This is a genomic window from Leifsonia sp. KNZ12-8B, from assembly GCF_056755495.1.
In genome coordinates this window covers 1-12,327 of sequence record NZ_JBPGXM010000113.1, presented here as the reverse complement: position 1 = coordinate 12,327, position 12,327 = coordinate 1, and the positions used below count along the sequence as shown (strand labels likewise).

The window sequence follows — 12,327 nt, the reverse complement described above, 5'->3', positions numbered from 1 at the left end:
GCCCGCGACGACCTCCTGGCGGCCGCGGTCGGGCTCGGCGGGGCGGAGGACGACGTCGGCGCGCGCGCCGGGGCCGGGCTGCCCCGCATCGCGCGGGCCGCCGGGGGCGCCGACGGCCGCATCCGCGAGTGGCACCTCGACCGCGTCGACCCGAACCCGGCGCACGGCCACTTCTCCGCCCTGGTCGGCCTGTACCCGCTCGCCCGGATCGACGCCGACCGCGACCCGCGCCTCGCCGCGGCCGCCGAGGCCTTCGTGTCGTCGCGTGCGCACCCGGCGGAAGGCTGGCCGTGGGCGTGGTCGATCGCCCTGCGCGCACGGCTGCGCGACGGGGCCGCCGCCGAGGCCGTCCTGCGCAGCACCTTCCTCCCGCCGGAGGGCGACCCCGAGCTGCGCGGCGCCGCCCGGTGGACGTGGGGCGGCCTCGTGCCGACGTTCCTGCGCGCGCACCGGCCGTTCCAGGTCGACATCAGCCTCGGCCTCCCCGCCGCCATCGCGGAGCTGCTGCTGCAGAGCCACGCCGGGGACGTGCACCTGCTGCCCGCCCTGCCGCCCGGCTGGCCCACGGGTTCGGCGACCGGCCTCCGCGCCCGCGGCGGGGTCGCGGTCGACCTGGAGTGGGAGGCCGGCGAGCTGACCCGTGCGACGCTCACCCGCGTCGCGGGCGACGGCCCGGTGACGGTCCGCCTGGACGACGGCAGGCTCAGGCTGACCCTGGCGCCGGGCGAGCGGGCGACCATCGCCGCCGGGGCGTTCGCCCCCGCGGCGGGCTGACCGCGGCGGGCTCAGTCCGTAGACTGGACCACGTCTTCGAAGAGATTGGGAACACACTCATGGCAGACTCCTCGTTCGACGTCGTCAGCAAGGTCGACAAGATGGAGGCCGACAACGCCGTCAACCAGGCCCGCAAGGAGGTCGACCAGCGCTACGACTTCAAGGGCGTCGGCGCCTCGGTCGAGTGGAGCGGCGAGAAGGTGCTGCTCAAGGCGAACACCGAGGAGCGCGTGAAGGCGGTCCTCGAGGTCCTCGAGTCCAAGATGATCAAGCGCGGGATCACCCTCAAGTCGCTCGACACGGGCGCCCCGTACGCCTCCGGCAAGGAGTTCCGCATCGAGATCGGCCTCAAGAACGGCATCGACCAGGAGGCGGCCAAGAAGATCAACAAGCTGATCCGCGACGAGGCGCCCAAGAGCGTCAAGTCGCAGATCCAGGGCGACGAGCTCCGCGTCTCCTCGAAGAGCCGCGACGACCTCCAGTCGACGATCGCCCTCCTCAAGGGCGCCGACCTCGACGTCGCCCTGCAGTTCGTGAACTTCCGCTAGGCCACCCCCGAACAGGGCACACCCCGCACCTGCTGTACTGACTCCTTATCACCCGAGGAGTCCGTCTTGCCGTCCCGTCCTGCGCCCGTACCGACACCCGTGCCCGCACCGACACCCGCACCCGGCCATCGCCGCGACATCCAGGGGCTGCGCGCCGTCGCCGTCCTGCTCGTCGTCGCCGATCACGCGTTCGGGGTGCCCGCGGGCGGGTTCGTCGGTGTCGACGTGTTCTTCGTGCTGTCCGGCTTCCTCATGACGTCGGTGCTGTACCGGGAGTTCGACCGGACGGGGCGCATCCGGTTCCTCGCCTTCTACCGGCGGCGGGCGCGGCGGCTGCTCCCGGCCGCCGCGGCGACCGTCGCCGCGACCGTCGCCGGCGCGTGGCTCCTGTTCCCGTCCGGCCGCTTCCAGGCGACTCTGTGGGATGCGGCGAGCGCTCTCGGGTTCGTGTCCAACTGGCGCTTCGCGAGCCTGCAGACCGACTACTTCCAGCAGGGGTCCGCCACGTCGCCGCTGCAGCACTTCTGGTCGCTGTCCGTGGAGGAGCAGTACTACCTCGTGTGGCCGCTGGGCCTCCTGATGCTGTGCGTGCTCGCCGCCTCCAGCGCTCTGCGCCGCCCGGCCGTCGCGCTGCTGACGCTGGCCGCGACCCTCCTCCTGTTCGTCCTCGCCCTGACGCTGACGGAGGCGGACCCGGGCTCCGCGTACTTCGTCACCCCCGCCCGGCTGTGGGAGCTGTCCCTCGGCGGGGCGGTCGCCCTCGCGCTGCCTCTCACCGAGCGCGCGCCCGGCCGGGTGCGCGCGGCGCTCGCCACGGCCGGCCTGGCGGGGATCGTCGCCGCGGCTCTCGTCACCCCGAGCGGCGCCGCATTCCCCGCTCCCTGGGCGGCGCTCGCGGTCGTCTCGACGGCCCTGGTGCTCGCCTTCCCGTGGGAGCCGCGGCCGGCACGGTTCGGGAGGCTGCACCCGCTCACCAACCGCGTCTCCGGCTACCTGGGCGACATCTCGTACTCGCTGTACCTGTGGCACTTCCCGGCGCTCGTGCTCATCGCGGAGGCGTTCCGCGGCCTCCCCGGCGACGGCACCCTCCTCCCCGCTGTCATCGCGGTCGTGGTCGGCGTCGGGGTCGCCGCGCTGTCGTACCGCTTCGTCGAGGAACCGGTGCGTCGCTCGCAGTGGCTGGAGCCGCGGCGCGAACGATCGGAGGCGAGCGTGCGCCGCTCGACCGCCGCCGGCGTCACCGCGCTGGCGGTCCTGGCGTGCGCGAGCGTGGCGTTCGCGCTCGTCCTCGACCGCGGACCGGCCGCGACAGCTGGGGCGGGCGGCGCAGCGCCGACCGTGTCACCCGCGCCCGCCGCGACGGCGCCCGCGGCCGACGGACCCGCGGACGGCGCGGATACCGGGGCCGCGGACGGCGCAGCGCGCGACGCAGCCTCCCCCGGTGCCGCCACCGCCGACCTCCAGGCACAGCTCGCGCAGGCCCTGGCTGCGACCTCCTGGCCGCAGCTCCAGCAGGACCCGGGCGACCCCGTCGGCGTGGAGGTCGACCGCGCGTTCGACAAGTGCTCCTCAGGCGGTTACAGCCAGGCCGAGTGCACGTGGGGCGACCCGAACGCCCCGCACACCGCCGTGCTCGTCGGCGACTCCATCGCCGCGGCCTACCTCCCGGCGCTGGCCCAGGTCATCGGCTCCGGCGAGTGGAGGCTGACCTCCGCCGCCCTGTACGCCTGCCCGTTCGTCGACGTGCGCATCGGCGCGTCGGCGCGGGCGGCCGAGACCTGCGCGATGCGCCGGCAGACCGAGGTCGACCTCGTGCGCTCGATGCGGCCCGACCTCGTCATCGTGTCGAACACCTACCTCCGCGGGAACGACGTCGACACCGGCAAGCGAGCGACTCTCGGCGCCTGGCGCGCGGGCTTCGACCGGCAGCTCGCCGCTCTCGACGGCTCGTACGGGAAGCTCGTCGTGCTCCCCCCGCCGCCCTACGGTGCGAACCTCGCCGACTGCTACTCGCCGCGGAGCGCTCCCGGCGCGTGCGTGACGACGGTCTCGCAGTCCGACTACCGGTCATCGATGGCGATGCTCGCCGATGTGGCCGGCGCGCACGGCGGAACGATGCTCGACGACCTCGCCTGGTTCTGCGTCGACGGCCGGTGCCCCGCCTTCGCCGGAGACACCCTGGTCAAGCGGGACACGTGGCACCCGATCAGCACCTACGTGCTGCGGCTGGTTCCCGCCATGCGCGAGGCCTTCGCGAGCGTGCTCGCGGGGTGAGCGGCACCGGTCGGGCGGCCCGGCCGAGCGCGCTCAGTCGGCCTGCGCTGGCACCGCGTTCGAGACCTGGATCATCTCCTCGCGCGGCACGACCTTGATCCGGGCGCGGCCCTGCTCGGCGCCGAGCGCCTGCTCGTGCGCGTCGAGGTTGTGCCAGCCGTCGAGATTCGTGTACTCCACACCCCGCTCGCGCAGCAGGTTCTCCACAGATTCCTCGGAGGGGTCTGTGGGGGACCACCAGTTGCCCTGATCGTTGATCACGTGCTTGATCGTCTCCATGGCATCCGACTTCGTGTGGCCGATGAGCCCGACCGGGCCCCGCTTGATCCACCCCGTCGCGTAGACGCCGTACATGCGCTCGTTGTCGTCCGGCCGCAGCACCTGCCCCTCGTGATTCGGGATGACGCCGTGCCGGGCGTCGAACGGGATGTCGGCCAGCGGCGAGCCGAAGTAGCCGACCGCCCGGTACAGGGCCTGCACCTCCACCTCGCGGATCTCGCCCGTGCCGCGCACACCGCCCTCGCCGTCCGGCTCGGTGCGCTCGTACCGGAACGCCTTCACCCGGCCGTCCTCGTCGCCCACGACCTCCAGCGGCTTGGCGTAGAAGTGCAGGTGCAGCCGGCGGGAGGCCGAGCCGACCTCGCGCGTACGCCACTGCTGCAGCACGCGGTCGATCACCATGACCTGCTTGTTGCTCGCGATCGCGGCCTTCGACTGCTCGTCGTAGTCGAAGTCCTCGTCGTACAGGATCATGTCGACGTCGCGCAGCTCGCCGAGCTCGCGCAGCTCCAGCGGGGTGAACTTCACCTGCGCCGGGCCGCGGCGGCCGAAGACGTGCACGTCGGTGACCGGCGACTCCTTGAGGATCTCGTACACGTTGTCCGGGATCTCGGTCGGCAGCAGGTCGTCGGCGTGCTTCGCGAGCATCCGCGAGATGTCGAGCGCGACGTTGCCGTTGCCGATGACGGCGACGGACTGCGCCTCCAGCGGCCAGGTGCGCGGCACATCCGGGTGCCCGTCGAACCAGCTCACGAACTCCGCGGCGCCGTACGAGCCCTCCAGGTCGATGCCCGGGATGTCGAGCGGCGCATCGCGCACGGCTCCGGTCGCGAAGATCACGGCGTTGTAGTGCCGCTTGAGGTCGTCCAGCGTGATGTCGGTGCCGTAGTTCACGTTGCCGAAGATCCGGATGTCGCCGCGGTCGAGCACCTCACGAAGAGCGGTGATGATGCCCTTGATGCGCGGGTGGTCGGGCGCGACGCCGTACCGCACGAGCCCGTACGGGGCCGGAAGCTGCTCGAACAGGTCGATGGAGACGTCGAAGCTGCGTTCCGCCCTGAGCAGGATGTCGGCGGCGTAGATGCCCGCCGGGCCGGCGCCCACGATGGCCAGTCGGAGTTTGGTCATGCGTTGATTCCTTCGTGCTCAGCTGGATCGTTCGACGATGGTGTCGGCGAAGCGCACCAGCGCCTTCTTGACGGGCCCGTCTGGCAGCGGCGCGAGCGCGTCGACCGCCTCGTGCGCCCAGCGGTGCGCCTCCTCCAGGGTCTGCTGCGTCACCTCGTGCTCGCGCAGCGCCGCGATGGCCGCCGTCGCCTCCGGCGTCGCCGGCCCCTCGTCGGCGGTGCCGATGACGTCGCGCTCGAGCCGCTCCAGCAGCTCGGCGGCCTCCGGATCGGTCGCACTGCGCTCCCGCAGCCGCAGCACCGGGAGGGTCGCGACGCCCGCGCGGAGGTCGTTGCCCGGGGTCTTGCCGGTCTCCTCGACACCCTTCGGCGACAGGTCGATGACATCGTCGATGATCTGGAACGCGACGCCGATCTTCTCGCCGAACGTCACCACCGGCTGCTCGTACTCCTCCGGCGCGCCCGAGAAGACGACCCCCATCTGCGCGGCCACGGCGATCAGCGAGCCGGTCTTGTCCTCCAGCACGCGGATGTAGTGCCCGACCGGGTCCTCGCCCTCCTGCGGGCCGATGGTCTCGTGCAGCTGGCCGAGGCAGAGCCGTTCGAAGGTGTCGGCCTGCAGCTGGATCGCGCGCTCGCCGAGCGCGGAGACCAGCTTGCTGGCCCGCGCGAACAGCAGGTCGCCGGTGAGCACGGCGACCGAGTTGCCCCAGACGAACTGCGCGGTCGGCACACCGCGGCGCATCTGCGAGTCGTCCATGACGTCGTCGTGATAGAGGGAGGCGAGGTGCGTGATCTCGACGGCGCGCGCCGCCTGCAGGACCTCCGGGGTGGCGCCGTTGCCGAGCTGGGCGGCGAGCAGCGTCAGCATCGGCCGGACCCGCTTGCCGCCCGCCTCGAGCAGGTACCGCGCGGTGACGTCGGCGAGGTTGTCGGCGAACCGCATCTCGCGGTGCAGCCCCTCCTCGACCTCGGCGAGCCCCGCGTCGACGGCGGCGGCGAGCTCGCGGTCCTCCCCGCGGATGAAGATCCGCTCGGTGAGGCCCAGCTGGCTGGTCAGCGACGGCGGCCGCCGCACAGCCGGAACACTACGTGGCACTACTCCCCCTCGGACGGGACGGACGTCGGGCGCCCTGCGGGCCCCGCGGACTCTTCGGAGCGCGCACCCCCGCCGGATGCCGCCGCGGGCTTCGCGGAGGCGGGCTTGGACTTCGCGGAGGCGGGCTTGGGCGTGGCCGGTGCTGCCTTCGCCGCGGCGGGCTTCACGGTGGTCGGCTTAGCCGCGGTCGGCGTGGCGGAGGCTGGCGCAGCAGCGCTCGGCTTGGTGGAGGCGGCCGGCTTCGGTTTCGCGGTGGCCGCGGCCGCGGGCTTCGGCTTGGCGGGAGTCGCGGCCTCGGGCTTGGCTGCGGCCGGCTTCTTCGGGCCGGCCGTACCGGGCTTCGAGGCGGGCGCAGCCTTCTCAGCGGGCGCAGCCTTCTCAGCGGGCGCAGCCTTCTCAGCGGGCGCAGGCTTCTCAGCGGGCGCAGCCTTCTCAGCGGGCGCAGCCTTCTCGGCGGGGTCGGGCTTCGAGGCGGGCGCAGCCTTCTCGGCGGGCACCTGCCGCTCGGCGGGCGCCGCCGTCGCGGCCGCCGTGGGTGCCGTCGCGCGCTCCGGCTTCCAGCCGCGGTGCAGGGCGACGATGCCGGCGGTCAGGTTGCGCCAGGCGACGCGCTCGAAGCCGGCGTCGCGCAGCCAGGCGGCGAGGGCGGGCTGGCTCGGCCAGGCCTGGATGGACTCCATCAGGTACTCGTAGGCGGCCGGGTTCGAGCTGGCGGCCCTTGCGAGGAGGGGCATGCCGTACTTGAGGTAGAGGCCGTAGCCGGCGCGCAGGGGCGCGAGCGGCGGGCGCGAGAACTCGCAGATCACGACGCGGCCGCCCGGCTTGGTGACGCGGTAGAACTCGGCGAGCGCCTTCTGCGGGTCGACGATGTTGCGGAGGCCGAACGAGATCGTGACCGCGTCGAACGTGTCGTCGTCGAACGGGAGGGCCGTCGCGTCCGCCTGCACGAAGCTGACGAACGGGTTGCCGGCCTGGCGCTGCCTGCCGACCTCGATCATCCCCTCGGAGAAGTCGGCGGCGACCACGCTCGCCCCGTTGCGGGCCAGTGCCGCGCTCGAGGTGCCGGTGCCGGCCGCGACGTCGAGGATGGTCTCGCCGGCCTGCGGCGCGACGGCTCGCGTCGTCGCCACTCGCCAGAGGGCCGCGTTCCCCATCGAGAGGACGGTGTTGGTCCGGTCGTAGTGGGTCGACACCTCGTCGAACATGGCGGCGACCTGGGCGGGCTGCTTGCTGAGGTCGGCCTTACTCACCCCACCAGCTTAGGCTGCCCCGCAGAACACGTGCATTTCCGCGCGTGCGCGCGGGCCACACCGGCAGCGCACGCTCAGCCGGCACGCATCGGGCCCACAGTTCCGCGGGCGTAGGCTGGTCCGGTGACAGCACCAGCGACCACGCGACGAGCGACGGACGTGACGGCTCTCTCGGTCGAGACCACCCCGCTCGACGACGTCCGCCAGCTCATCCCCTTCCTCGACTCCCGCCACCCCCTCGTGTGGCTCCGCAAGGGCGAGGGGATCGCCGGGATCGGCGAGGCGCTGCGGCTGGAGTTCACCGGGCCCGACCGCATCCGCGACGCCTCCCGGGTCTGGCGCGAGACGGCCTCCCTCGCCACGGTCGACGACGCGGTGCGCACCCCGGGCACCGGCCTGGTCGCCTTCGGGACCTTCGCGTTCGCCGACGACAGCGCCGCGACGAGCACGCTGATCGTGCCCGAGATCGTCCTCGGCCGCCGCGGCGGCCGCAGCTGGATCACCCGCATCCGTCGCACGGACAGCGCGCCCGACGGAGCACCCGACACGACCGGCGGCGGCACCCCCCATGCTGACGCCACCCGCGCCGACGCCACCCGCGCAGCGGCACGGCGCCCCGCCACGATCGCGGCCCTCCCTCAGCCCACCGCCTTCGGCGACGAGTACCGGCTCAGCCTGCTGCCGGGCGCGATGGGCCGCGAGGGCTACAAGGCGGCGGTCGCGTCCGCCGTCGAGCGGATCCGCGAGCACGGGCTGTCCAAGGTCGTCCTCGCGCGCGACCTCGGCGGCCACCTCCCCCTCGAGTCCGACGTCCGGCGGGCGCTGGTGGAGCTCGCGCTCGGCTATCCGGAGTGCTGGACCTTCGCCGTCGACGGCCTCCTCGGCTCCTCCCCCGAGACGCTGGTCCGCGTCCACCACGGCACCGTCACCGCCCGCGTGCTCGCCGGGACCGTCTCGCGCGGACGCGACGCCGCGTCGGATGCCGAGGCTGCAGCCTCCCTGCTCTCCAGCACGAAGGACCAGGACGAGCACCGCTTCGCCGTCACCAGCGTGCTCGACGCCCTGCGCCCGCACAGCGGCGACCTCGACGCCAGCGACGCCCCCTTCACCCTCAAGCTGCCGAACCTGTGGCACCTCGCGACGGACATCGCCGGGATGCTGAGCGACGGCTCCAGCTCGCTCGACCTGGCCGAGGCCCTCCACCCGACCGCCGCCGTGGCCGGGACGCCGCGCGAGGACGCACTGGCGCTCATCCACGAGCTCGAGCCGTTCGACCGCGGCCGCTACGCCGGGCCCGTCGGCTGGGTCGGCGGCGACGGGGACGGCGAGTGGGCGATCGCCCTCCGCTGCGCGCAGCTCACCGACGACGGCGACCTCACCGCGTACGCGGGCGCGGGCATCGTCGCCGATTCCGACCCCGAGCGCGAGCTCGCCGAGACCACCATGAAGTTCCGCCCGGTGGTGGAGGCGTTCGGCTAGACGCGTCAGGAGGCCGCGAGCCGCGCCCTCTGCTCCTCGACGTCGTAGTCCGCCGTCGGCCACTCCAGGTTCAGCGACTCGAGCGCGTCGATGAGCAGGTGCTGCACCGCGATGCGCGCGTACCACTTGTGGTCGGCGGGCACGACGTACCAGGGCGCGTACGGCGTCGTGGTGCGGTCGAACACGAGCTGGTACGCCTCCTGGTAGTCGTCCCAGCGCAGCCGCTCGTCCACGTCGGCCGGGTTGAACTTCCAGTGTTTGGCCGGCTCGTCGAGCCGCGCCTCCAGGCGAGCGCGCTGCTCGTCCTTGCCCAGGTGCAGCATCACCTTGACGATCGTCGTGCCGCTCTCGGACACCTCCCGCTCGAAGTCGTTGATCGCGCGGTAGCGGCGCTCGATCTCGTCCGGGGATGCGAGCTCGTGCACGCGGGCGACGAGCACGTCCTCGTAGTGCGAGCGGTCGAAGACGCCCACCTCGCCGGCCGCGGGCAGCCGTTTCTCGACGCGCCAGAGGAAGTCGTGCGCGAGCTCCTCCTGCGTCGGCTTCTTGAAGCCGGCGTACCGCACACCGCCCGGGTTCATCGCCCCGACCACGTGCGAGACGATGCCGCCCTTGCCCGCCGTGTCCATCGCCTGCAGCACCAGCAGGACACTGCGCCGCTCGCCGTGCGTCCCCGCGGCGAACAGGCGCTCCTGCAGGTCGGCGAGGATGCCCGCGCCCTCGGCAAGCGCGCGCTCACCGTCCTTCTTCTTGCCGTCGAAGCCGGGCGTCGCCCCGGTGTCGCGGTCGGCCAGCCGGAAGTCGCCGGCGACCCGCAGCAGTTCGTCGGGATCGGTCGTCCAGTACGTCTCGCGCCCCACAGCGCCTCCTCCGCCGGACGGGATGCCCGGAACGCGGCCCATGGTAGCCCCCGCCCGCCATCGGCACCGCAGCAGCGGGGCCGGCGCCACCGCCTCCCCGCGCGCAGCGCACGCCGCCGCACCCGCGCACGCCAGCGCGCGTCACCGCACCCGCGCGCACCTACCGCACCCGGGCGACGTCGAGCACGGGCTCGAAGGCGTCCGGCGGGTGCAGCACGACCACCGGCGCGGTGCCGCCCGGGAAGAGCCGGGTCACCTCGGCCGGGTCGGCGCGGTCGTCCACGGTGATGTCGATCGACTCGCGCCAGCGGCCGTCGGCCAGGCGCTGCACCGTCGCCTCCCACGTGATCCCGGGCGTGCGGCGGGCCTGCAGCCTTAGGTGCACGCCGACCGCGCGGCGCCGCGCCAGCAGCGAGAGCAGTCCGCGGTACACCGCGGTGCGTCCGGCGGACACCAGCCACGGATCCAGCTCGCGTACGAGGATGTCGGCATTCCAGAGGATCGTCGTCGCGAAGCCGGCGCGCGACTGGTAGACGTCGACCGCGTACACGCCCGGGAGGCGGCGGACGGTCTGCCGCAGCGTCCCGCGCGTGATGCCCTCCTCGACCGTGCTGTGCAGGTACAGCGGCACGGCCGGGCGCGGGGGCAGCCCGCCGGCCCGCTGCGCGGCACGGTCGTCGATGCGGTGCCGCGCCCCGAAGAACGGCCGCAGGCCGCTCAGCAGGTCGGCGACGCTCGCATCCGGCGGCTCCGCCTCGATCGCGGCGGCGGTGTCGGCGTACGCCGTCGACTGGTGCAGCGCGCCGATCCGGAAGCCGACGGCGAGGGGAGGCCCTGCCTTGACCGTCAGGAACGGCCGCTCGCGACACTCCCGCGCCTCCACCCGCACCGCCGGACCGCCCGCCGGGCCCGTTGCCGGACCACCCGGCCACCGCACCGGGTTCTCGCGCCCCTCGATGCGCGGTACCGGGTCGAGCACGTGCTCCAGGGCCAGCACCGCCACCGACTCCGGGACCGGCAGCCGGCCGAGCGGCGCGCCCGCCACGACGAGGTGGGTCACGGCGAGGCCGGCGCGCGCCGCCCGCACGGCCGTCTGGGCCGCGGCCATGCCGCCGAGGCTGAATCCGGCGAGCAGCACCGGCTCGCCCGGTCGGATGCCCGCCTCGTCCATCGCGCGCAGCGCCGCCCTGGTGAGCGTAGCCTCCTCGTCCCCGCCGATCACGAGGTCGGCGGTGAGGTCGTTGGGAGCAGCACCGGCGCGCGGGTGCCACGACCGGGTGCTCGGGAGCTGCACGATCCAACGGACCGCGCCGGCCGCCTCCTCGCACCGCACGATGCGGATGAGTGCCGTGTCCGGCCGGTCGTCGAGGTCGGGGTCGCAGAGGTCGTCGATCTCGCGCTGGCTGACCAGGAGCTCGCGCAGCGAGCCGATCGCACGGCGGCGCATCGCGCCCGCGGCGATGCCCGGCTGACCGAGCGGGTCGGGCACCGGGCCGAGCGGGAGGCCGAGGAGTCCGGCCGGCACGTCGGCGAGGCCGGGCGTCGGCTCGTACTCGTCCGGCGCGTGCGGGTCGCTCCACCAGTCGAGCACGTCGCGGATGAGCGGGAAGGCGAGCGCCAGCAGCTCGTCGTAACCGGTCAGCACCGTGTCCTGGCCGTCGCGCAGCAGCCCGCGGCGCCTCCCGAGCCCGACCACCTTGCGCAGGAGGCCCGCGATCGTGAACACGGCGACGTACGGGCGCGCCCGCCACCGCGGCAGCACGAGGCCCAGCACGCTCACCAGGAGGGCGAGCGGGCCGAGCAGCAGACTCGCGACCCGCGCCGCCCCGCCGATCGTCCGCGGGACCAGCGCCAGGTACAGGCCGCTGAACGCGACGCGTCTCCCCCGCCTGGTCCGCGTCGGGCGCGGCTCGAACGGATACGGGATGCGGCGCGCCCGCTGCACCGCCGCCCACGCCCCGGCGGCGACCACGCCGATCAGCCGCGCGACGAGGGTCACGACCGCCGCGACGACACCCAGCGCCAGCAGCACGAGCCCGAGGACGAGCGCCAGCGGCGCGCCGACCACCAGCCCCGCGACCAGAGCGAGGCGGCCTCCCGCGGACCGCCCCCGCCAGACACGCGGTGGCAGCTGGGGCAGCATGCGGTCAGCCTAACCCCGGCTCCGGACACGCCCTCCGGCGGCGCGACGACACCGCGACCGACGCCGCGACCCCGCCGGGCCGCTATCGCCCCGTAGCCAGGAGGCCCCTCCCGGCGCTACCGTGTGGCCCACCGAGCGAAGGGGACCTGTGATGACCGGATTCTGGAACTTCTTCTGGCTGATGTTCTGGGCGTTCGCCTTCGTCGCCTACCTGATGGTGCTGTTCACGATCCTCATCGACATGTTCCGCGACGAGACCCTCAACGGCTGGTGGAAGGCGGTGTGGGTGGTCTTCCTGATCTTCGTCCCGTTCCTCACCGCGCTGGTCTACCTCATCGCCCGCGGCCGCGGCATGGCCGAGCGGAACGCCCGGCAGCGGCAGACTGTGCGGGAGGACGACAACTGGGGCGCCCATCCGACCGCGTCCGCGACGCCCGCCGCCGACATCGCGAGCGCGCAATCGCTGCTGGACAAGCTGTCTCTTATACACATCT

10 protein-coding genes are annotated in these 12,327 nt (G+C 73.6%); 5 read left to right on the top strand and 5 right to left on the bottom strand.

The window, feature by feature from the left end:
- The 3 genes from ACR9ZG_RS14710 to ACR9ZG_RS14700 form a co-directional block, all read left to right on the top strand.
- Positions 1 to 774, top strand: a 774-nt coding sequence (locus tag ACR9ZG_RS14710; protein ID WP_481285595.1) for a glycosyl hydrolase family 95 catalytic domain-containing protein, incomplete at its 5' end; no start/stop codon positions are given.
- Between the two features lie 59 nt (positions 775 to 833).
- Complete coding sequence (locus tag ACR9ZG_RS14705) at positions 834 to 1,322, top strand: YajQ family cyclic di-GMP-binding protein (protein ID WP_481285594.1); 489 nt, start codon at positions 834 to 836, stop codon at positions 1,320 to 1,322.
- A gap of 99 nt (positions 1,323 to 1,421) precedes the next feature.
- Positions 1,422 to 3,596, top strand: a complete 2,175-nt coding sequence (locus tag ACR9ZG_RS14700; protein WP_481285593.1) for an acyltransferase family protein — start codon at positions 1,422 to 1,424, stop codon at positions 3,594 to 3,596.
- Between the two features lie 33 nt (positions 3,597 to 3,629).
- Here ACR9ZG_RS14700 and ACR9ZG_RS14695 read toward each other — a convergent pair whose 3' ends face one another.
- Genes ACR9ZG_RS14695 through ACR9ZG_RS14685 form a run of 3 tightly spaced genes read right to left on the bottom strand, consistent with a single transcriptional unit; the run spans position 3,630 to position 7,351 of the window.
- The gene (locus ACR9ZG_RS14695; RefSeq protein ID WP_481285592.1) at positions 3,630 to 5,003 is read right to left on the bottom strand and encodes an FAD-dependent oxidoreductase; all 1,374 of its coding nucleotides are present in this window, start codon (positions 5,001 to 5,003) and stop codon (positions 3,630 to 3,632) included.
- An 18-nt stretch (positions 5,004 to 5,021) separates the two neighbouring features.
- The gene (locus tag ACR9ZG_RS14690; protein ID WP_481285591.1) at positions 5,022 to 6,101 is read right to left on the bottom strand and encodes a polyprenyl synthetase family protein; all 1,080 of its coding nucleotides are present in this window, start codon (positions 6,099 to 6,101) and stop codon (positions 5,022 to 5,024) included.
- Positions 6,101 to 7,351, bottom strand: coding sequence for a demethylmenaquinone methyltransferase (locus ACR9ZG_RS14685; protein ID WP_481285590.1), 1,251 nt, complete (start codon positions 7,349 to 7,351; stop codon positions 6,101 to 6,103). The genes ACR9ZG_RS14690 and ACR9ZG_RS14685 overlap by 1 nt, the downstream gene beginning before the upstream one ends.
- Positions 7,352 to 7,474: 123 nt before the next feature.
- Here ACR9ZG_RS14685 and ACR9ZG_RS14680 point away from each other — a divergent pair, with 123 nt between their 5' ends.
- Positions 7,475 to 8,830, top strand: coding sequence for an isochorismate synthase (locus ACR9ZG_RS14680; protein WP_481285589.1), 1,356 nt, complete (start codon positions 7,475 to 7,477; stop codon positions 8,828 to 8,830).
- A 5-nt stretch (positions 8,831 to 8,835) separates the two neighbouring features.
- Here the strand turns inward: ACR9ZG_RS14680 and ACR9ZG_RS14675 are convergent, their stop codons facing one another.
- Both ACR9ZG_RS14675 and ACR9ZG_RS14670 read right to left on the bottom strand, forming a co-directional pair.
- Positions 8,836 to 9,690 carry a polyphosphate kinase 2 family protein gene (locus ACR9ZG_RS14675; RefSeq protein WP_481285588.1) on the bottom strand — a complete coding sequence of 285 codons (855 nt, stop codon included), beginning with the start codon at positions 9,688 to 9,690 and terminating at the stop codon, positions 8,836 to 8,838.
- A gap of 160 nt (positions 9,691 to 9,850) precedes the next feature.
- Positions 9,851 to 11,833 carry a hypothetical protein gene (locus tag ACR9ZG_RS14670; protein ID WP_481285587.1) on the bottom strand — a complete coding sequence of 661 codons (1,983 nt, stop codon included), beginning with the start codon at positions 11,831 to 11,833 and terminating at the stop codon, positions 9,851 to 9,853.
- Between the two features lie 151 nt (positions 11,834 to 11,984).
- On the opposite strand from ACR9ZG_RS14670, the gene ACR9ZG_RS14665 reads away from it, so the two are divergent.
- A partial coding sequence (locus tag ACR9ZG_RS14665) for a PLDc N-terminal domain-containing protein (protein WP_481285586.1) occupies positions 11,985 to 12,327 on the top strand: 343 nt, incomplete at its 3' end.

Bases quoted from the DNA above. Each gene is read 5' to 3' on its own strand.
- ACR9ZG_RS14705 (WP_481285594.1), top strand. From the start codon at position 834: ATGGCAGACTCCTCGTTCGACGTCGTCAGCAAGGTCGACAAGATGGAG.
- ACR9ZG_RS14695 (WP_481285592.1), bottom strand. From the start codon at position 5,003: ATGACCAAACTCCGACTGGCCATCGTGGGCGCCGGCCCGGCGGGCATC.
- ACR9ZG_RS14670 (WP_481285587.1), bottom strand. From the start codon at position 11,833: ATGCTGCCCCAGCTGCCACCGCGTGTCTGGCGGGGGCGGTCCGCGGGA.